The sequence below is a fragment of the Enterobacter sp. HK-058-C-ECC genome (genome assembly GCF_047531125.1).
In the GTDB taxonomy this organism is placed as follows: Bacteria; Pseudomonadota; Gammaproteobacteria; order Enterobacterales; family Enterobacteriaceae; genus Enterobacter; species Enterobacter quasiroggenkampii.
The window spans coordinates 137,944-157,504 of sequence record NZ_JBLKCH010000006.1 but is presented as its reverse complement, the minus strand read 5'-3'; the positions used below and the strand labels follow the sequence as shown (position 1 = coordinate 157,504).

General features: G+C 55.4%; 18 protein-coding genes, 1 pseudogene and 1 other annotated feature. Of the genes and pseudogenes, 4 read left to right on the top strand and 15 right to left on the bottom strand.

The genetic code is table 11. The features are described from left to right. Positions 1–6: 6 nt before the first annotated feature. Positions 7–213 (bottom strand): annotated as a pseudogene (locus tag ACMWJS_RS13905) (DUF2575 domain-containing protein); the annotation flags it as partial. 115 nt (positions 214–328) lie between these two features. Between ACMWJS_RS13905 and rpsT the strand changes: the two are divergent. Beyond that, positions 329–592, top strand: coding sequence for a 30S ribosomal protein S20 (gene rpsT / locus ACMWJS_RS13900; protein WP_003856458.1), 264 nt, complete (start codon positions 329–331; stop codon positions 590–592). Between the two features lie 59 nt (positions 593–651). On the opposite strand, the gene nhaR is transcribed toward rpsT, so the two are convergent. The 4 genes from nhaR to dnaK form a co-directional block, all read right to left on the bottom strand. Next, positions 652–1,551, bottom strand: a complete 900-nt coding sequence (gene nhaR / locus ACMWJS_RS13895) for a transcriptional activator NhaR (protein ID WP_032660752.1) — start codon at positions 1,549–1,551, stop codon at positions 652–654. A 58-nt stretch (positions 1,552–1,609) separates the two neighbouring features. Continuing rightward, positions 1,610–2,785 (bottom strand): Na+/H+ antiporter NhaA, encoded by a 1,176-nt coding sequence (nhaA, locus tag ACMWJS_RS13890; RefSeq protein ID WP_048028551.1) that lies wholly within the window; start codon positions 2,783–2,785, stop codon positions 1,610–1,612. 172 nt (positions 2,786–2,957) lie between these two features. Further along, positions 2,958–4,103 carry a molecular chaperone DnaJ gene (gene dnaJ, locus ACMWJS_RS13885; protein ID WP_008502040.1) on the bottom strand — a complete coding sequence of 382 codons (1,146 nt, stop codon included), beginning with the start codon at positions 4,101–4,103 and terminating at the stop codon, positions 2,958–2,960. An 87-nt stretch (positions 4,104–4,190) separates the two neighbouring features. Next, a complete protein-coding gene (dnaK, locus tag ACMWJS_RS13880) occupies positions 4,191–6,104 on the bottom strand; it encodes a molecular chaperone DnaK (protein ID WP_048028553.1) in 1,914 nt (637 codons plus the stop codon). A gap of 296 nt (positions 6,105–6,400) precedes the next feature. Between dnaK and satP the strand changes: the two genes are divergently transcribed. Beyond that, positions 6,401–6,967 (top strand): acetate uptake transporter, encoded by a 567-nt coding sequence (gene satP, locus ACMWJS_RS13875; RefSeq protein WP_008502042.1) that lies wholly within the window; start codon positions 6,401–6,403, stop codon positions 6,965–6,967. Here satP and ACMWJS_RS13870 read toward each other — a convergent pair. The 3 genes from ACMWJS_RS13870 to tal all read right to left on the bottom strand — a co-directional run bounded on the left by ACMWJS_RS13870 (position 6,944) and on the right by tal (position 10,040). Then, positions 6,944–8,266 carry an MFS transporter gene (locus ACMWJS_RS13870; RefSeq protein WP_414747205.1) on the bottom strand — a complete coding sequence of 441 codons (1,323 nt, stop codon included), beginning with the start codon at positions 8,264–8,266 and terminating at the stop codon, positions 6,944–6,946. The genes satP and ACMWJS_RS13870 overlap by 24 nt on opposite strands. A gap of 122 nt (positions 8,267–8,388) precedes the next feature. Further along, on the bottom strand, positions 8,389–8,976 hold the full coding sequence (mog, locus tag ACMWJS_RS13865) for a molybdopterin adenylyltransferase (RefSeq protein WP_008502044.1): 588 nt from the start codon (positions 8,974–8,976) through the stop codon (positions 8,389–8,391). Positions 8,977–9,086: 110 nt separating this feature from the next. Beyond that, positions 9,087–10,040: a transaldolase gene (tal, locus tag ACMWJS_RS13860; RefSeq protein WP_414747204.1), complete on the bottom strand. Its 954-nt coding sequence runs from the start codon at positions 10,038–10,040 to the stop codon at positions 9,087–9,089. Positions 10,041–10,302: 262 nt separating this feature from the next. On the opposite strand from tal, the gene ACMWJS_RS13855 reads away from it, so the two are divergent. Together ACMWJS_RS13855 and yaaA are read left to right on the top strand one after the other, a co-directional pair. Beyond that, a complete protein-coding gene (locus ACMWJS_RS13855) occupies positions 10,303–11,733 on the top strand; it encodes an alanine/glycine:cation symporter family protein (RefSeq protein WP_414747203.1) in 1,431 nt (476 codons plus the stop codon). A gap of 66 nt (positions 11,734–11,799) precedes the next feature. After that, positions 11,800–12,573: a peroxide stress protein YaaA gene (gene yaaA, locus ACMWJS_RS13850; RefSeq protein ID WP_008502047.1), complete on the top strand. Its 774-nt coding sequence runs from the start codon at positions 11,800–11,802 to the stop codon at positions 12,571–12,573. 32 nt (positions 12,574–12,605) lie between these two features. On the opposite strand, the gene ACMWJS_RS13845 is transcribed toward yaaA, so the two are convergent. The 7 genes from ACMWJS_RS13845 to yjjY all read right to left on the bottom strand — a co-directional run bounded on the left by ACMWJS_RS13845 (position 12,606) and on the right by yjjY (position 19,489). Then, the gene (locus tag ACMWJS_RS13845) at positions 12,606–12,908 is read right to left on the bottom strand and encodes a DUF2502 domain-containing protein (protein WP_063620732.1); all 303 of its coding nucleotides are present in this window, start codon (positions 12,906–12,908) and stop codon (positions 12,606–12,608) included. A gap of 310 nt (positions 12,909–13,218) precedes the next feature. Beyond that, entirely contained in the window at positions 13,219–14,505 is a 1,287-nt protein-coding gene (gene thrC, locus ACMWJS_RS13840; protein WP_023326668.1) for a threonine synthase, read from the bottom strand. 3 nt (positions 14,506–14,508) lie between these two features. Then, entirely contained in the window at positions 14,509–15,438 is a 930-nt protein-coding gene (gene thrB / locus ACMWJS_RS13835; RefSeq protein ID WP_048225593.1) for a homoserine kinase, read from the bottom strand. A 1-nt stretch (position 15,439) separates the two neighbouring features. Then, positions 15,440–17,902, bottom strand: coding sequence for a bifunctional aspartate kinase/homoserine dehydrogenase I (thrA, locus tag ACMWJS_RS13830; RefSeq protein ID WP_048028559.1), 2,463 nt, complete (start codon positions 17,900–17,902; stop codon positions 15,440–15,442). A gap of 24 nt (positions 17,903–17,926) precedes the next feature. After that, positions 17,927–18,044, bottom strand: a sequence feature (Thr leader region). Then, a complete protein-coding gene (thrL, locus tag ACMWJS_RS13825; RefSeq protein WP_015572623.1) occupies positions 17,983–18,051 on the bottom strand; it encodes a thr operon leader peptide in 69 nt (22 codons plus the stop codon). It overlaps the preceding feature by 62 nt. Before the next feature lie 211 nt (positions 18,052–18,262). Beyond that, entirely contained in the window at positions 18,263–18,949 is a 687-nt protein-coding gene (locus ACMWJS_RS13820; RefSeq protein WP_045907754.1) for a tRNA/rRNA methyltransferase, read from the bottom strand. A gap of 399 nt (positions 18,950–19,348) precedes the next feature. After that, positions 19,349–19,489, bottom strand: coding sequence for a protein YjjY (gene yjjY / locus ACMWJS_RS13815; RefSeq protein ID WP_085928893.1), 141 nt, complete (start codon positions 19,487–19,489; stop codon positions 19,349–19,351). Positions 19,490–19,561: the final 72 nt, after the last annotated feature.

The window sequence follows — 19,561 nt, the reverse complement described above, 5'->3', positions numbered from 1 at the left end:
TCTGGCTCAAAACAGTGAAAATCGCCAAAGTATACCTTGTACAGCGGTTAAGGTTAACCGGCGATTGTTCGTGCAAAACAGAAAGCCGTAATGATTTCATCAGGCTGACCTTTCGCAGCGAAAAAATCTGCTCGCGAACTGCGATTTTTATGCCGAAAAGCTGTATTCACGAACAACAAGCTGGTAGAATCCTGCGCCATCACTACGTAACGTAGCGTCGCCACATTAACGGCGCTTATTTGCACAAATCCATTGACAAAAGAAGGTATAGAGGGCATATTCCTCGGCCTTTGAATTGTCCACATAGATCATATTTGGGAGTTGGACCTTGGCTAATATCAAATCAGCTAAGAAACGTGCCGTACAGTCTGAGAAGGCTCGTAAGCACAACGCAAGCCGTCGCTCTATGATGCGTACCTTCATCAAGAAAGTATACGCAGCTATCGAAGCTGGCGACAAAGCTGCTGCGCAGAACGCATTTAACGAAATGCAACCAATCGTGGATCGTCAGGCTGCTAAAGGTCTGATCCACAAAAACAAAGCAGCGCGTCATAAAGCAAACCTGACCGCGCAGATCAACAAACTGGCTTAATCGCCGCTTGTTGTTGCTTGTTTTAAAAGAACCCGCTTAACGCGGGTTTTTTTATGTCTTCAGATTGCCGGTGGCGTAAACAGCGCCGAGTAGTCACGGTTACAGATTCGCTGTACCGCGGGGTGCTGAATCATTCTTTCGGCAAATATGGCGTGATACTCCTCCATCACGTTATCCACTCTGCCTATCTCCGTAATCTTGTCATCCGAATAGAGATCGTGCGCGTAGAGCGTCGGCGCAACAAAGATGGCGTTGTGCGCTTCACCAAAGGCTTTCATCAGCGCCGCATCGTCGAACTCGCCGAGGATTTCCACCTTCAGCCCCTGGGAATTAAACCAGTTCAGCAGCTTGCGTCCGAGCATGGAACGCCTTCCCGGCACCAGCAGGCGACGCTCTTCCAGGCAGGCCGGGAAGGGTTTCTCCGGCGGCGGATTAATGCACCAGAAGCTCACGCCGCATTCACCAATCTTCACCGAGAACAAGCCTTCCTGCTGCGTGGAGTCAATCGGGCAGTCCGAGATAATCATGTCCAGCTTGTGCTGGCTTAGCTGTTCCAGCAGCATCTCGTGAGTGGATTCAAAGCAGCGAAGATGAATTTGTTCATCTTCAACCACCGCTGCGTCCAGCACGCCGCTCACCAGCCGTTTGGACAGCGCATCCGCCACGCCAACATCAAAGAGCAGGTTCGACTCTTTGCGATAGTTAACGATATCCAGCATCTCCTGGCTCAGGGTGAACATCTTGTCCGCGTAGCGGAAAACCAGTTCACCCAGTTCGCTGGGTTCAATCCCGCGCCCCTTACGCTTGAACAGCTTGCCCTGCAAACGCTCTTCCAGCGCCTTAATTTGCCCGGTGATGGTTTGCGGCGTCAGGTAGAGCGCCTCTGCTGCCCCGACCACCGATCCCTGTTTATAGACGTGCCAGAAGTAGTAAAGATGGTTGTAATTCAAATGAGACATCGCGTCTTCTCTCCCTGAGTGTGTATCGGGAGAAGGCTCGCCTCCTCCCGGTGTTCCGTTATGCCTGGACGGCCTGTCCGGACAATTTTACCTTCAGCAAGGTATAACCGATTACCGCGGCCAGTAATGACCCGATAAGAATGCCGAGTTTCGCCCAGACGATCAGCTCAGGCGCATGCGCGCCAAACGCCAGCGTCGAGATAAAGATCGACATCGTAAACCCGATACCACACAGCACGCCGACGGCCATAATCTGCTTAAACGTGGTGCCGTGCGGCAATGACGCCAGCTTCAGTTTCGTCGCCAGCCAGCAGAAAAGACTAATACCCAGCGGCTTACCGATAAACAGCCCGGCAATAATGCCCAGCGGCAGCACGGACGTTAGCCCGTCCAGCGTCACCCCGCCGAGGGAAACGCCCGCGTTGGCAAACGCAAACAGCGGCAGGATCATAAAGGCGACCCACGGGTGCAGAACATGCTCCAGCTGTTTGGCAGGCGACTTGCCGTCCTGTGGCTTCAGCGGCACGAAGAAGCCGACGATCACCCCAGCCAGCGTGGCATGCACGCCTGATTTCAGCACCGCCGTCCACAGCACCATCCCCACGAGGATGTAGATACCGATGCGGCGCACATTAAAGATGTTCAGCAGCGCCAGCACCGCAATCGCCCCGGCAGCCACGCTCAGGGACAGGATCGACAGATCGCTGGTGTAGAACAGCGCGATAATCACAATGGCGCCAAGGTCATCAATAATCGCCAGCGCCATCAGGAAGATTTTCAGGGCTACCGGCACGCGGCTTCCCAGCAAGGCCAGCACCCCGAGCGCAAAAGCGATATCCGTCGCAGCCGGGATTGCCCAGCCGTGACGTGCGATCGGATCCTGCCAGGTGAACGCCAGAAAGAGCAGCGCCGGCACCACCATCCCGCCGAGCGCAGCAATGACCGGGAACGCCGCACGCTGGCGGCTGGCAAGCGACCCCAGCACCAGCTCGCGCTTGACCTCAAGCCCCACAAGCAGGAAGAACACCGCCATCAGCGCATCGTTGATCCACAGCAGCATGTTCTTGTTGATTTCCAGCGCCCCGACCTTCAGTTCAACGGGCGTTTCCAGAAAAGCATGATACAGATCGCGGGTCAATCCGACGTTGGCCAGTACCATCGCGGCCGCAGCAGCCATAATCAGGATCACGCCGCCGGATGCCTCACTGCTAAAGAAACGGTGTAGTAATTTCACTTTAGTTCTCTCTTTTACAACAATACCTCGATAAAACCATAATACCAAGCCAGATAACTCGGCAAAAACAGATTAATATTGAGTATAGATTCAGTTTAACCGAGCAATATCGACAAAAAGAAAAAGCCCGGAATCGCTTCCGGGCTTTTGCGGATGAAAACCAGCTGATCGATTAGCGGGTCAAATCATCGAAGAATTTTTTGACGCCATCGAAGAAGCTTTTGGAGCGCGGGCTGTTTTTCTCACCCGTCGGGCCACCGAAGCTCTCCTGCAACTCTTTCAACAGCTGTTTCTGCTTGTCGTTCAGGCCAACCGGCGTTTCCACGACGACGCGGCAAAGCAGGTCGCCCTGCGCACCACCACGAACGGATTTAACGCCTTTACCGCGCATGCGGAACAGCTTACCGGTCTGGGTCTCGCCCGGGATCTTCAGATTGACGCGACCATCCAGCGTCGGTACTTCGATTTCGCCACCGAGTGCCGCCATCGCGAAGTTGATCGGCACTTCACAGTACAGGTTGTTCCCTTCACGCTCGAAAATCGCGTGCTGCTTCACCTGCACCTGAACGTACAGATCGCCTGCCGGTGCGCCGTGTTCGCCTGCTTCACCTTCACCCGCCAGACGGATGCGGTCGCCCGTATCGACGCCAGCTGGGATCTTAACGGACAGGGTCTTGGTTTTCTCAACGCGACCGTGGCCGTGGCACTTGGTGCACGGATCTTTAATCAGCGTACCGCGACCGTGACAGTGCGGACAGGCCTGCTGTACCGCGAAGAAGCCCTGACGCATCTGCACCTGGCCGGAACCGTGACAGGTTGGACAGGTCTGCGGCTGCGTACCCGCTTTCGCGCCGCTGCCGTGACAGACGTCACACTCTTCCAGCGTCGGAATACGGATCTCTTTGGTGACACCGCGAACGGCCTCTTCCAGCGTCAGATCCATGTTGTAGCGCAGATCCGCGCCGCGCGCCGCGCGCTGACGACCACGACCGCCGCCGAAGATATCGCCAAACACATCGCCAAAGATATCGCTGAAGTCAGCGCCGCCGCCAAAGCCGCCGCCACCGAATCCACCGCCGCCCATGCCGCCCTGTTCAAAGGCTGCGTGACCGTACTGGTCATAGGCCGCACGTTTTTGTGCATCGGTCAGGACTTCATAGGCTTCTTTGATCTCTTTAAATTTGGCTTCAGCCTCTTTGTCACCCTGGTTACGGTCCGGGTGGAATTTCATGGCCAGGCGCTTATACGCCTTTTTGATTTCACGCTCTTCCGCAGTTTTCGGAACGCCTAAAATCTCGTAATAGTCTTGCTTTGCCATTGGTTTTTTTAAGCCCCTTAACATGCGAGCACGGGCGTGGAGAGTTCTCCTACGCCCGTGCCGATTAATTACCCTGCATCAGGGCGATTATTTTTTGTCTTTAACTTCTTCGAACTCAGCGTCGACAACGTCGTCGTCTTTCGCGTTGTTCGCAGAAGCGTCAGCGCCCGCCTGCTGTTGAGCGTGCTGCTGCTGAGCGATTTCCATCAGCTTCTGGGAAGCCTGTGCCAGCTCCTGCATCTTCGCTTCGATGTCCGCTTTGTCTTCGCCTTTCAGAGACGTTTCCAGCGCGCTCAGTGCAGTTTCGATAGCAGTTTTGTCTTCCGCTGGCAGCTTATCGCCGGCTTCTTCAACCTGCTTACGGGTGCTGTGCAGCAGATGGTCACCCTGGTTACGGGTCTGAACCAGCTCTTCGAACTTACGGTCGGATTCCGCGTTAGCTTCGGCATCGCGAACCATTTTTTCGATTTCTGCTTCGTTCAGGCCAGAAGATGCCTTGATGGTGATCTTCTGCTCTTTACCGCTGTTTTTGTCTTTCGCAGACACGTGCAGGATACCGTCAGCATCGATGTCGAAGGTGACTTCGATCTGTGGCATGCCGCGCGGTGCCGGGTTAATACCGTCCAGGTTGAACTGACCCAGAGATTTGTTATCCGCCGCACGCTTACGCTCACCCTGCAGCACATGGATGGTTACCGCAGACTGGTTGTCTTCAGCGGTAGAGAACACCTGGCTGTGCTTGGTTGGGATGGTGGTGTTTTTGTTGATGAGCGCCGTCATCACACCGCCCATGGTTTCGATACCCAGAGACAGCGGGGTAACGTCCAGCAGCAGTACGTCTTTCACTTCACCGGTCAGTACGCCACCCTGAACCGCAGCACCAATTGCCACCGCTTCGTCCGGGTTAACGTCTTTACGTGGCTCTTTACCAAAGAACTCAGCCACTTTCTTCTGGACCATTGGCATACGGGTCTGGCCACCAACGAGGATAACGTCGTTGATATCAGACACGGACAGGCCAGCGTCCTGCAGAGCAACTTTCAGCGGCTCGATAGAACGGTTCACCAGGTCTTCTACCAGGCTTTCCAGTTTCGCACGGGTCACTTTGATGTTCATGTGTTTAGGACCGGTCGCGTCTGCGGTGATGTACGGCAGGTTCACGTCGGTCTGCTGAGCGGAAGACAGCTCGATCTTCGCTTTCTCAGCGGCTTCTTTCAGGCGCTGCATAGCCAGCGGGTCGTTACGCAGGTCAATGCCCTGATCTTTCTTGAACTCGTCAACGAGGTAGTTGATCAGACGGGTATCGAAGTCTTCACCACCCAGGTGGGTATCACCGTTGGTTGCCAGAACTTCGAAGGTTTTTTCGCCGTCAACTTCGTCGATTTCGATAATAGAGATATCGAAGGTACCACCACCCAGGTCGTAGACCGCGATAGTACGGTTGCCAACTTCTTTATCCAGACCGTAAGCCAGTGCAGCCGCGGTTGGTTCGTTGATGATACGTTTTACTTCCAGACCTGCGATACGGCCAGCATCTTTGGTTGCCTGACGCTGAGCATCGTTGAAGTAGGCAGGAACGGTGATAACAGCTTCCGTTACCGGCTCACCCAGGTAATCTTCAGCGGTTTTCTTCATTTTTTTCAGCACTTCAGCAGAAATCTGCGGTGGTGCCGTTTTGGTGCCTTTCACATCAAGCCATGCATCGCCGTTATCTGCTGCGATGATTTTGTAAGGCATGATGGAAACGTCACGCTGAACTTCTTCGTCCTGGAAGCGGCGGCCGATCAGGCGTTTAATCGCAAACAGGGTGTTTTGCGGGTTTGTCACTGCCTGACGTTTAGCCGGCTGACCAACCAGAGTTTCACCATCCTGGGTATAAGCAATGATAGAAGGCGTGGTGCGATCGCCCTCGGCGTTCTCCAGCACGCGTGCAGTAGTGCCATCCATAATCGCTACACAAGAGTTGGTTGTACCCAGGTCGATACCAATAATTTTACCCATCTAAACGTCTCCACTAAAAATTCAGTCAACATGTGGTTGTGTACCTGTAATAAGGGCAGAACGTGCTTTTTCAACTGCCCAGATTTGATTTTTTTCAGGTCCACACACTGCGGTTGACTACAAGATGGGGTCGCGACGGCATCCATCAAGGGGGAATGATAAAAAAAATTTTAATTTCACCCTGATGAGATCATAGACGCCATCGATTGCGCCCATTATGATGCCGCGCCCCGTCAGGGAGAACTGACGCGGGTTTAACCATTTCACCATATTAATGATGATTTTTTTGAGGACTTATGGGCAACACTAAGTTGGCTAATCCGGCTCCGCTGGGCCTGATGGGTTTTGGCATGACCACTATTCTGCTGAACCTGCACAATATCGGGATGTTCCCGATGGATGGCATCATCCTGGCGATGGGCATTTTTTACGGCGGTATCGCGCAAATTTTCGCGGGCCTGCTGGAATATAAGAAAGGCAATACTTTCGGCTTAACCGCCTTCACCTCTTACGGTTCTTTCTGGCTGACCCTGGTTGCCATTCTGCTGCTGCCTAAAATGGGCATGGCAGACGCGGCAAACGCCCACTTCCTGGGCGTTTACCTGGGCCTGTGGGGCGTCTTCACCCTGTTCATGTTCTTCGGTACCCTGAAAGGCAACCGCATGCTGCAGTTCGTCTTCCTGAGCCTGACCGTCCTGTTCGCCCTGCTGGCGATTGGTCACCTCGTGGATAACGAAGGCATCGTTCATGTTGCAGGCTGGATTGGTCTGGTTTGCGGCGCAAGCGCTATCTACCTGGCAATGGGTGAAGTGCTGAACGAGCAGTTTGACCGCACCGTTCTACCGATTGGTGAAAAACACTGATCCTTCTGTCGTGTCCGCCTCGCGGGCACGACATCCCTTCTTCTGCCCCAGCCAAATCCCTAATACCAGCCCCATCACCGACAGCGCCAGCACGTACCAGGCCGGAGCCATAGGAGACACGCCCATCAGGACCGTCACCGCAATCGGCGTCAGCCCACCGAAAATGGCATACGACACGTTGTAGGAAAACGAAATCCCGGTAAAGCGAACCTCTGGCGGGAACGCGCGCACCATCACGTACGGTACCGCCCCGACAACGCCCACGCACAGCCCTACCACGCCGTACAGCAGGAACAACTGTTCAGGATGGCTGCCTGCCAGATGGTAAAACGCCCAGCTTGAAGCGGCCAGTAACAGGCTGCCGACAATAAAGGTAACGCTGGCGCCGAAACGATCTGCCGCCAGCCCGGCGGCCAGACAGCCAAAGCAGAGCATGATTGTCGCGATACTGTTTGCCTGTAGCGTCACGGCAGGGGCGAAACCGTACTGCTTTTGCAGCCAGACTGGGGACATCAATATCACTACCACTATGCCCGCCGAGAGCAGCCAGGTGAGCAGCATCGATATCACCACCGCTTTTTTATGGCGTACCACGACCGCCTTCACCGGCAGCTCCTGCGCCAGCGCTTTGCGCTGCTGCATTTCGAGGAAAATGGGGGTCTCCTGCAGCCAGCGGCGCAGGTACATCGCGACCAGACCAAATGCCCCGCCCAGCAGGAACGGAATACGCCAGCCCCAGTCGTGTACGGTCTGCTGCGTCATGCTGGTATTCACAATGGTGGCGACCACCGAGCCGAGCAGGATCCCGACCGTTAGCCCCGCCGTTAAGGTTCCGCAGGCGATACCAATGCGGCGCACGGGAACATGCTCCGCGACAAACACCCACGCGCCCGGCACTTCACCGCCAATCGCCGCCCCCTGCAGGACGCGCATCAGCAACAGCAGCAACGGCGCGAGAATGCCCATCGAGGTATAAGTAGGCAACAGACCAATGGCCAGCGTAGGTACCGCCATCAGCAGGATGCTAAGGGTAAACATCTTCTTACGGCCGACCAGATCGCCAAAGTGGGCCATGATAATGCCGCCCAGCGGACGCGCCAGATACCCGGCGGCAAATATGCCGAAGGTTTGCACCTGACGCAGCCACTCCGGGATATCTGCCGGGAAGAAGAGCTCCCCCACCACGGCGGCGAAGAAGACGAAGATAATGAAATCGTAAAACTCCAGCGCGCCGCCCAGAGCCGCGAGCGTGAGTGTTTTGTAATCCTGTCGATTCAGAGGTCGGGTGTTATGTGACATAGCGAACCATTATGCGTGTATTGTGGATTTATTTTTACAGCAATCGTAAAGAAAAAATTACTATACCGTAAAACCGTTACCACGCTATCGCCGCTTCAGCTTATGTCACATATTGATTAATTTCAGGAGATAGTTTCGCGACGCGCGTTTTTAGGACGAAAAGCTGCTACCACTTTCTCATCGGTTTCGACATACGGGCCGTCAAGCAGCTGTATACAATACGGTACACTTGCAAAGATACCGTGAACGATGACGCTGCCGTCTTCCGCTTTAAGCCCTTCCAGGGTCTCTTTGATCGACTTCGGCTGGCCCGGCAGGTTAAGGATCAACGCCTGCTTGCGGATCACCCCCACCTGGCGGGAAAGAATGGCCGTCGGAACAAAGTGTAGACTGATCTGGCGCATCTGTTCGCCGAAGCCAGGCATTTCACGATCGGCAATCGCCAGCGTCGCGTCCGGCGTCACGTCGCGGCGTGCGGGGCCGGTTCCGCCGGTGGTTAACACCAGGTGACAGCTCATCTCATCCACCAGCTCACACAGGGTCTGCTCGATGATCGGCTGTTCGTCGGGAATCAGGCGAGTCTGGATCTCAAACGGGGTAGTCAGTGCACTGGCCAGCCACGCTTCCAGAGCGGGGATGCCTTTATCCTGGTAAACACCGCTGGAGGCGCGGTCAGAAATCGACACTAAGCCGATGCGTAAGGTATTCATATCCATTCCATTCAAAGAGTACTGATTAAAGGGAATGATACACGCAGAGAGGGGATTCAGACAGGGGACGAAAGAAGTCGCGTGACCGGGAGCCCGGTCACGCAGAATGATTACAGCAGGTCGCCGATCATTTTTTCCAGTTTGCCCTGGTCAACAGCAAACTTACGGATACCGTCCGCCAGCTTGTCTACCGCCATTGGATCTTGGTTATGCTGCCACAGGAACTCGGATTCAGTGATGCGCTCTGGGCGTGCTTTCACTTCACCGGTGTAGCACAGTTTACGCTCCAGGGTACCTTCGCTTTCTGCCAGCTCTTTCAGCAGCGCAGGCGCGATGGTCAGGCGGTCACAGCCAGCCAGCTCGATGATTTCACCGACGTTACGGAAGCTTGCGCCCATAACCACAGTCTCATAGCCATGCTGTTTGTAGTATTCGTAGATTTCAGTCACAGAAATCACGCCTGGATCTTCAGCCGGTGCGTACTCTTTCTTATCGGTGTTGGCTTTGTACCAGTCCAGAATACGGCCTACGAACGGAGAAATCAGGTATACGCCCGCTTCTGCACAAGCACGCGCCTGCGCGAAGGAGAACAGCAGGGTCAGGTTACAGTTGATGCCGTCTTTTTCCAGCTGCTCTGCCGCGCGAATACCCTGCCAGGTAGAAGCCAGTTTGATCAGGATACGGTCGTTGCTGATGCCCGCGTCGTTGTACATTTTGATCAGACGTTTCGCTTTGGCGATAGACGCTTCGGTGTCGTAGGAGAGACGCGCATCCACTTCGGTAGAGATACGGCCAGGAACCAGTTTCAGGATCTCCAGACCGATGTTCACTGCCAGTTTGTCAGTGGCATCCACAACCTGCTGCGCGCGGTCATTGCTCTGCGCTTTCGCCCAGGTCACTGCGTCGTCAATCAGTTTGCGATACTCAGGGATCTGTGCGGCGTTAAGGATCAGAGAAGGGTTGGTTGTGGCATCCTGCGGCTGGTACAGCTTCATTGCCGCGATATCTCCGGTGTCAGCTACGACAGTGGTGAACTGACGAAGGGAGGTCAATTTATCCGTCATGATAGTGTTTCTCTTTTAACGTGCCCTGGATAATTCACGCTACCGACAGCATGCCTGCAGCGGAAAAATGACAGGTTTACTTGTTAGGGGGATGTAACCGGTCTGCCCTGATGATAACACGACGGAGGGGTAGCGCAACCGCAGACAGTGCGCTTAGGCAGAGTATGATAAACTGGAAATATTAACAGGCTGCTAAGCAACAGCGTGCCCAATCAGTGGTAGCGCTTACATATTCACATTGGCATCAACAAGAGGGACGTTAATGCCTGATTTCTTTTTCTTTATTAACGAAGTCCTTTGGGGTTCGATAATGATATACCTGCTTCTGGGAGCAGGGATTTGGTTTACGCTACGCAGTGGGTTTATCCAGTTTCGCTATATTCGCAAGTTTGGCAGAAGTCTGAAAAACAGCGTCACGCCTCAGCCGGGCGGATTAACGTCATTCCAGGCGCTCTGTACCAGCCTCGCGGCTCGCCTCGGCAGCGGCAATCTGGCGGGCGTTGCGCTGGCCATCAGCGCCGGTGGGCCGGGCGCGGTCTTCTGGATGTGGGTAACGGCGCTACTCGGGATGGCCACCTCCTTTGCTGAAAGTTCGCTTGCACAACTCTACAAAGAGAAAGATAAACACGGCCAGTTTCGCGGTGGTCCTGCCTGGTACATGGCGCGTGGCTTAGGGATGCGCTGGATGGGCGTCCTGTTCTCGGTTTTTTTACTGCTCGCGTACGGTCTTATTTTTAATACCGTCCAGGCGAATTCGGTCGCCAACGCCCTGCGCTATGCCTTCGCCTGCCCCGAGTGGATCGCGGGTCTCGCTTTAGCCCTCGTTGTTCTGCTTACCATCTCGGTCGGTCTCAAGGGCATCGCTCGTCTGATGCAGTGGCTGGTGCCCATTATGGCGCTGCTCTGGGTTGCCGCGAGCCTGTTCGTTGCCGCGCTGCATCTCGACCAGGTGCCGGGCGTGATTGCCACCATCGTCAAAAGCGCCTTTGGCTGGCGCGAAGTGGCCTCCGGGGCGCTGGGCTACACCTTCAGCCAGGCGCTGATGGCGGGTTTTCAACGGGGCATGTTCTCCAATGAAGCCGGTATGGGGTCAACCCCCAACGCGGCCGCCGCCGCCTCTTCCTGGCCGCCGCACCCGGCCGCACAAGGCATTGTGCAGATGATTGGCGTCTTTACCGATACCATTATTATCTGTTCCGCCAGCGCCATGATTTTGCTGCTGGCAGGCCCCGTACCGCACGCGTCGGGCACCGTCGGGATACAGCTTCTCCAGCAGGCGCTGGTCAACCTGACCGGCGGCTGGGGAGCCGGATTTGTCTCGCTCATCCTGATCTTGTTTGCCTTCAGCTCGATAGTGGTGAATTACCTTTACGCCGAAAATAACCTTATTTTCCTGAAACTCGACTCCCGCGCCGCAATCGGAACCCTGCGCCTGGGGGTCATCCTGATGGTGATTGCAGGCTCCCTGCTCAGTATGCCGCTGGTCTGGCAGCTGGCCGATATCATTATGGCGCTAATGGCGATCACTAACCTCACGGCAATCCTGCTGCTCTCGCCCGTGGTTACCCTGATTGCCAGAGACTATCTGCGTCAGCGCAAACTCGGCGTTCCGCCGGTCTTTGATCCCGCCCGCTATCCCGATATCAAGGCGCAGCTTGCCCCCGGCACGTGGGATGATTTGCCGCGGCAATAACAGCTATCGATCAATTCGGGGCGATTTTTTGCTAAAGTCGCTCTAAATTTCCTGCAAGGACTGGATATGCTGATTCTGATTTCACCTGCAAAAACGCTCGACTACCAGAGCCCGCTCGCCACCGAACGCTATACCCAGCCTGAACTGCTGGACTATTCGCAACAGCTGATCCGCGAAGCGCGTAAGCTCTCTGCGCCGCAAATCGCCTCGCTGATGAGCATCAGCGACAAGCTGGCAGACCTTAACGCGACCCGCTTTCATGAATGGCATCCGGATTTCACCCCTGCCAACGCTCGTCAGGCGATTCTGGCATTTAAAGGCGACGTGTATACCGGCCTGCAGGCGGAAGATTTTAGCGAAGCCGATTTCGATTTTGCCCAGCAGCATCTGCGCATGCTGTCGGGTCTGTACGGCGTACTGCGCCCGCTGGATCTGATGCAGCCGTACCGTCTGGAGATGGGGATTCGTCTGGAGAATGCCAAAGGCAAAGACCTCTACCATTTCTGGGGCGATATCATCACCGATAAGCTGAATGCGGCGCTGCGTGCACAGGGCGATAACGTAGTGATTAACCTGGCGTCCGATGAATACTACAAGTCGGTGAAGCCGAAAAAACTGGATGCCGACATCATCAAGCCGGTATTCCTTGACGAGAAGAACGGCAAGTTCAAAGTGATCAGCTTCTACGCCAAGAAAGCGCGTGGCCTGATGAGCCGCTACATTATCCAGAACCGCCTGACGAAGCCGGAGCAGCTAACCGCCTTCAACAGTGAAGGCTACTTCTTTGACGAGGCGTCGTCAGGGAAAGGCGAACTGGTGTTTAAGCGCCACGAGCAGTAAAAACAAACCCCGCCAGCTGGCGGGGTTTTGCATTAGTGGTGTTTCCAGTCCGGGCCGCGATCGTCGTGGCGGTCATCGTGGTGATGGTCATCGTGACGATCGTCGTGTTTACGATGCTCATCATGTGGGCGCCAGTGGTTATCGCGCCAGTCATAATGCGCTTTCCACCAGTCGTGGTCGCGCCAGCGGCCGCCGTCCCAGTAATGCCCGTTATTATCCCGGTCGCCAATCTGCAGTTTGACCGCGGGTACGAGGGTGATTTCGGATGCCTGTACCGCCATGGGAGCGACCAGCATCAGTGAAAGCGCAATCAGCACAGGTTTCAGTGTAGACATCGGTGACTCCTTATTATCTTTGCCCAACGTGGGCCGATGTAAGGAGAGTACGCGAGGGAAACGGGGGATGTTATTCTCTGCAATCCTAAACGCTAAGTGACCGCATTTATTGGGAATTTCTACTTTTTCCCTGCTATTTTTCTCCTTAATTTCTTCACAAAAAAAGCCGGGTGGCGCTTCGCTTACCCGGCCTACGATTTGTTCGTCGTTGTAGGCCCGGTAAGGCGTAGCCGCCACCGGGCAACACAATCACGCACGCGTCATCATTGGTTGTAGGTCGGGTAAGGCGTAGCCGCCACCCGACAAAAAATCATGCGCGAGTCATCATCAGCTTACGCAGCGCGGCAAAGTCTGCAGGCAGCTCATGAGACAACAGCGGCAGGTCGGCACGCTCGGCCAGTTCTTTTGGCAGCGGCAGCGTTTCGCCCAGAATCGCCTCCACGCTCTCTTTGAACTTCGCCGGATGTGCGGTTCCCAGGAACAGGCCGTATTCACCCGGATTAAGCTGATCGCGCAGCGCGCGGTAGGCAATCGCCGCGTGCGGTTCAGAGGTATACCCCACCGCCTTCAGCTCGCGCATGGTGGATTTGGTGGTCTCATCCGTCACCGCGGCATAGCCCAGATCGCCCAGACGCCAGATCTTACGGCGGAACAGTTCTTCCACGCGCGGCCAGTTGTTTGGCTGTGACACATCCATCGCATTGGAGAGGGTCGCCTGCGTGGCGTTCGGCGCCCACTTCCCGTCTTTCAGGAAGCGCGGCACGGTGTCGTTGGCGTTGGTGGCGGCGATAAAGCGTTTCACCGGCAGACCCAGGGATTTTGCCAGCAGGCCCGCCGTCAGGTCACCGAAGTTACCGCTCGGCACGGAGATCACCAGCTGGTTGCGCGCTTCCTGCGGCAGTTGCGCCACCGCTTCGAAGTAGTAGCAGATCTGCGCCAGCAGACGGCTGATGTTGATGGAGTTGGCGGAGTTCAGACCTAGCGCCACCTTCAGCTCTTCGTCGTCGAAGGCCTGCTTGACCAGCGCCTGGCAGGCATCGAAATCACCGTCAATTGCCACGGTTTCAATGTTGCCGCCGAGGGTGCAGAACAGTTTCTCCTGCAGCGGGCTGATTTTACCTTTCGGATAGAGGATCACCACGCGGACGTTTTTCAGGCCGTAGAACGCATGGGCTACCGCCGCGCCGGTATCGCCGGAGGTTGCGGTCAGGATGGTCACCGGCTTGTCGCCGCTGATGTGGGTCAGCATCTGCGCCATAAAGCGGCCGCCGAAGTCTTTGAACGCCAGGGTCGGGCCGTGGAACAGCTCCAGACAGCCGACGTCAGGCTCAACCTGCTGAACCGGCGCCGGGAACGCGAATGCCGCGCGTACGCGCTCTTCCAGCAGCTCCTGCGGAATTTCATCGCCGATAAACGCGGACAGAATTTTGGTGCTGCGGGTGACAAAATCCTGCTTAAGCAGGTCATCAATCTCGGTCAGCTGGAATTCCGGCAGGTCATGAGGGAAAAACAGCCCCTGATTTTTGCCCAGTCCCTGAGTCACCGCCTGTGCAAAGCTGACCTGCTCGTTATGATCTTTAAGGTTGTAGAGTTTCATTAATTATCCCAGTACTCGTGCGCCAGCCGTGTCCAGACGGCAAATATGAACAAAGCCTTCCTGATTTTGCAGGTAGTGTTTAGAGAGCCAGTCCGCCACGCGCTGCGCAGTGTCTGCCTTGTCGCACAGGGCGAACAGCGTCGGGCCGGAGCCGGAGATGCCGCACGCCTGCGCGCCGATATCCATTGATGCCTGTCGCGCCTCGTTAAAGCCGGGCAGCAGCTTCGTGCGGTACGGCTCGGCAATGACGTCCTTCATCAGTTTGGCCGCCAGCTGCGGCTGGCGGGTGTAGCAGGCGTGGATAAAGCCCGCCAGATGACGCCCGTGGGCAATACAGTCCTGACGACGATACTGCGCGGGCAGGATCGCACGCGCTTCCGCGGTTGAAACCTTGATACCCGGATAGGCCAGCACCCACAGCCACTCATCAAACCCTGGCACCTGCTGGCTGATGATGCCATTTTCTTCGATCATCAACTGCATGCCGCCGAGGAAGCACGGCGCCACGTTGTCATAGTGAATGCTGCCGGAGATACGCCCTTCCAGCTCGCCCATTAAGCCCAGCAGGCGATTGTTGTTCAGCGGCTTGCCGCAGTGCTCGTTCATTGCTACCAGCGCGGCGACCACCGAGCAGGCGCTGGACCCCAAACCCGAGCCGATCGGCATACTTTTTTCCAGCGTCATGGCAACCGGCACGTTTTTGCCGATCTCCTGACAGAAGCGTTCCCAGCACTGATAGACGATGTTCTCGCGCGGGTCGGACGGTAGCTTGCTGGCGAAGCGGCCCACGTTGTTCAGGCTGAAGCTGTCAGCCGCTTCCACCGTCACCGTATCGCCCAGCAGCGAACCATCCACCGGCGTCACCGCCGCACCCAGCACGTCAAATCCGACGCTCATATTCGCGCTGGAAGCCGGGGCATAAACTTTGACCATGTTAAACTCCTAACTTCCATGACAGGGTACGCAGCAGATCGGCAAACACACCCGCCGCCGTAACATCGTTCCCTGCGCCATAACCGCGAAGCACCAGCGGCAATGGCTGATAATAGTGGCTGTAGAACGCCAACGCATTCTCGCCGTTTTTGACTTTGTACAGCGGGTCGTTGCCGTCCACCTCGGCAATCTTCACCCGGCACACGCCATCTTCTTCAATGTTGCCAACATAGCGCAATACCTTACCTTCATCACGGGCTTTTGCAACGCGAGCGGCAAACGCGTCGTCAAGCTGCGGCAACCTGGCCATAAAGGCGCCAACATCGCCGCTGCTGTCAAATTCTGCCGGCAGGACCGGTTCAATCACGATATCGGAAAGCTCAAGCTCACGGCCCGTTTCGCGCGCAAGGATCAGCAGCTTGCGCGCCACGTCCATACCGGAAAGGTCGTCACGCGGATCCGGCTCGGTATAGCCCAGCTCGCGCGCGGCGCGGGTGGCTTCCGAGAGGCTCATCCCCTCATCCAGCTTGCCGAAGATAAACGACAGCGAGCCGGAGAGAATGCCGGAGAAACGCTGCAGTTCGTCGCCCGCGTTAAGCAAGTTCTGCAGGTTCTCGATAACCGGCAGGCCCGCCCCCACGTTGGTGTCGTACAGGAACTTGCGGCGCGACTTGCTCGCCGCCAGACGCAGTTGGTGATAGTAATCCATCGACGAGGTGTTGGCCTTTTTGTTCGGCGTCACCACGTGGAAACCTTCACGCAGGAAGTCCGCGTACTGGTCGGCCACCGCCTGGTTCGAAGTGCAGTCGACGATGACCGGGTTAAGCAGGTGATACTCTTTTACCAGACGGATCAGGCGGCCCAGGTTGAACGGCTCTTTTGCCTCCTTCATCTCGGCCTGCCAGTTTTCCAGGTTCAGGCCGTGGACGTTGGTCAGCAGCGCTTTGGAATTCGCGATCCCGCAGACGCGCAGGTCGATGTGTTTCTTCTTCAGCCACGCCTGCTGACGCTTCACCTGCTCCAGGAGCGCGCCGCCCACGCCCCCCACGCCAATCAGGAACAGCTCGATGACCTGATCGGTGTTAAACAGCATCTGGTGTACCACGCGAACGCCGGTGGTGGCATCGTCGTTATCGACGACAACAGAAATTGAACGTTCTGACGAGCCCTGGGCAATCGCCACGATATTGATATTGGCGCGCGCCAGCGCGGCAAAGAATTTGGCGGAGATACCGCGCAGGGTGCGCATACCGTCGCCCACCACGGAGATGATCGCCAGACGCTCCTGAATCGCGAGCGGCTCCAGCAGCTCTTCTTTCAGCTCCAGATAGAACTCTTCCTCCAGCGCGCGGCGGGCGCGCAGGCAGTCAGCCTGCGGCACACAGAAGCTGATGCTGTATTCGGAAGAGGACTGGGTGATCAGCACCACCGAAATACCGTTGCGGGACATGGCCGCAAACACACGCGCCGCCATGCCGACCATTCCTTTCATCCCCGGACCGGAGACGCTGAACATCGCCATATTGTTGAGGTTGGAGATGCCTTTCACCGGCAGACCGTCTTCATCGGTGCTCGCGCCAATCAGCGTTCCCGGCGCCTGCGGGTTACCGGTATTTTTAATCAGGCAAGGGATCTGGAACTGGGCAATCGGGGAGATGGTACGCGGGTGAAGCACTTTGGCGCCGAAGTAGGAAAGCTCCATCGCTTCCTGGTACGACATCGACTTCAGCAGCCTGGCGTCCGGTACCTGGCGCGGGTCGCAGGTATAGACGCCGTCAACGTCAGTCCAGATCTCACAACAGTCCGCGCGTAAACAGGCGGCCAGCACGGCGGCGGAGTAGTCGGAGCCGTTACGGCCCAGCACCACCAGCTCGCCCTTCTCGTTACCGGCAGTAAAGCCCGCCATCAGGATCATGTGGTCAGACGGTATTTTGCTGGCGGCGATACGGCGGGTTGATTCGGCAATATCAACGGTGGATTCGAGGTAGTGGCCCACCGCCAGCAGTTTTTCAACGGGATCGATCACGGTCACGCTATGGCCGCGCGCTTCCAGCACGCCCGCCATGATGGCGATAGAGAGTTTTTCACCGCGACAAATCAGCGCCGCGTTGATGCTGTCCGGGCATTGGCCGAGGAGGCTGATGCCGTGCAGGACATGTTTAATTTGCGCGAATTCCTGCTCAACGAAGGACTTCAGCTGCGCATGCGGGAAGCCAGGCAGCGCCTCTGCCAGCCCTTGCAGTAAGTCAGCGAAGATACGCTCTGCGTCGCTGATGTTCGGAAGTGCATCCTGACCACCGATGGTCTTTTCAATCATCGCCACCAGATGGTTCGTGATTTTTGCCGGGGCAGAGAGCACGGTCGCAACCTGCCCCTGCCTGGCGTTGCTTTCCAGGATATCGGCAACACGCAGAAAACGTTCCGCATTTGCCACTGATGTACCGCCGAACTTCAACACTCGCATGGTTCTACCTCGTTTCCTTTAGCCGAAAAAAAAGCCCGCACTGTCTAGGTGCGGGCTTTTTTCTGTTTTTCCTGTACGCGTCAGCCCGCATCGTTACCTGTGGTAATGATGATGGTTGTGGTAATGGTGGTGATGCTGATGCGTTTCATGGATGTTGTGTACTCTGTCATTATTATCTGTCTGTGCTGTATTCTTTTAGGGTTAAAGGATCGGGCACCTTAAGTCAACGAATTTTTAATTTGATCACAATTCGGGAGACTCTCACGTCCCGCTGTGTGCAGATTTATTTTCATCCGATTCCCCCATGTGCAACCCATCCAGACAGACTTATTCGCCATAGTAAAAACTTATGGCAGTGTTTTACTCGGCCAATTTTTTTTCAATATCGTGCAGCAAACGGTGCAGCATGGCGGTGTCCCGCTGTTCAAGACGCCCCAAACGCTGCTGCAGCCAGTCAGCCATTTTTTGATCGTCCGCCACCCCCAGATGCACGAGCAGGTTTTCTACGCGCGCGCGAAGTGCGGCAAGCTGATTTTCATCGGTTCCTGTATTTTGCGACGGGGGAATTTGTATTAAGGATGCTAATTGATAGCAATACACCATGACCGCCTGGCCTAAATTGAGGGACGGATAATCCGCGACCATCGGTGCCCCCGTCAGCACGTCCGCCAGTTCCAGCTCTTCATTGGTTAATCCAGAATCTTCACGCCCAAACACCAGCGCCGCTTTCTCCAGCCACTGGCTTTTCTCGCTGAGCATCGGCACCAGCTCCGCTGGCGTGGCATAGTAGTGGAACTTCGCCCGGCTGCGCGCCGTGGTTGCGACGGTAAACGAAATATCGTGCAGCGCATCGGCAAGCGTAGCGTAAGTGGTTATATTATCGAGAATATCTCCCGATCCGTGCGCCACCCAACGGGCGGCGGGTTCTAGATGGGCCGTGCTGTCCACAATACGCAAATCGGTAAAACCCATGGTCTTCATGGCACGCGCCGCTGCGCCTATATTTTCTGCTCTGGCTGGGGCAACCAGTACAATCGACAGATGCATTTATGCTCTCTTTTTAATCAGTTAGCCGGTAAAAATGTGATGCACTTCAACATATTACGCAGCGCGAATTTACAAAATTGCAACACAAATCACCGAAATAGCGTTTCATAACAAATTAAAAACGCTAAACTATTCTGTGTCTGAACAATCAGTTAGAATGTTAACAGAACACTATTATCCTTATGTTTTATAATGATAATAGCGACATGAATACCCTATTCTGATTGGATTCGCTTCGTTTATAAATCAATGTCCGCAACTAGTTGGTTTATTGAAAAATTGTGACAAAGGCTAGCATTCGGCTACGATGATTTCATCAAACTGTTAACGTGCTACAATTGAACTTGATATATGTCAACGAAGCGTAGTTTTATTGGGTGTCTGGTGTCACTTAGCCTGTTATGTTGCTGTTAAAATGGTTAGGATGACAGCCGTTTTTGACACTGTCGGGTCCAAAGGGAAAGTACCCAAGACCAAGCTAATGATGTTGTTGACGTTGATGGAAAGTGCATCAAGAACGCAATTACGTACTTTAGTCACGTTAAGCCGATCATGTTAATTTGCGACATGCATCAGGCAGGTCAGGGACTTTTGTACTTCCTGTTTCGATTT

Bases quoted from the DNA above. Each gene is read 5' to 3' on its own strand.
- nhaR (WP_032660752.1), bottom strand. From the start codon at position 1,551: ATGTCTCATTTGAATTACAACCATCTTTACTACTTCTGGCACGTCTAT.
- dnaJ (WP_008502040.1), bottom strand. From the start codon at position 4,103: ATGGCAAAGCAAGACTATTACGAGATTTTAGGCGTTCCGAAAACTGCG.
- dnaK (WP_048028553.1), bottom strand. From the start codon at position 6,104: ATGGGTAAAATTATTGGTATCGACCTGGGTACAACCAACTCTTGTGTA.
- satP (WP_008502042.1), top strand. From the start codon at position 6,401: ATGGGCAACACTAAGTTGGCTAATCCGGCTCCGCTGGGCCTGATGGGT.
- ACMWJS_RS13870 (WP_414747205.1), bottom strand. From the start codon at position 8,266: ATGTCACATAACACCCGACCTCTGAATCGACAGGATTACAAAACACTC.
- mog (WP_008502044.1), bottom strand. From the start codon at position 8,976: ATGAATACCTTACGCATCGGCTTAGTGTCGATTTCTGACCGCGCCTCC.
- tal (WP_414747204.1), bottom strand. From the start codon at position 10,040: ATGACGGATAAATTGACCTCCCTTCGTCAGTTCACCACTGTCGTAGCT.
- ACMWJS_RS13855 (WP_414747203.1), top strand. From the start codon at position 10,303: ATGCCTGATTTCTTTTTCTTTATTAACGAAGTCCTTTGGGGTTCGATA.
- yaaA (WP_008502047.1), top strand. From the start codon at position 11,800: ATGCTGATTCTGATTTCACCTGCAAAAACGCTCGACTACCAGAGCCCG.
- ACMWJS_RS13845 (WP_063620732.1), bottom strand. From the start codon at position 12,908: ATGTCTACACTGAAACCTGTGCTGATTGCGCTTTCACTGATGCTGGTC.
- thrC (WP_023326668.1), bottom strand. From the start codon at position 14,505: ATGAAACTCTACAACCTTAAAGATCATAACGAGCAGGTCAGCTTTGCA.
- thrB (WP_048225593.1), bottom strand. From the start codon at position 15,438: ATGGTCAAAGTTTATGCCCCGGCTTCCAGCGCGAATATGAGCGTCGGA.
- thrA (WP_048028559.1), bottom strand. From the start codon at position 17,902: ATGCGAGTGTTGAAGTTCGGCGGTACATCAGTGGCAAATGCGGAACGT.
- ACMWJS_RS13820 (WP_045907754.1), bottom strand. From the start codon at position 18,949: ATGCATCTGTCGATTGTACTGGTTGCCCCAGCCAGAGCAGAAAATATA.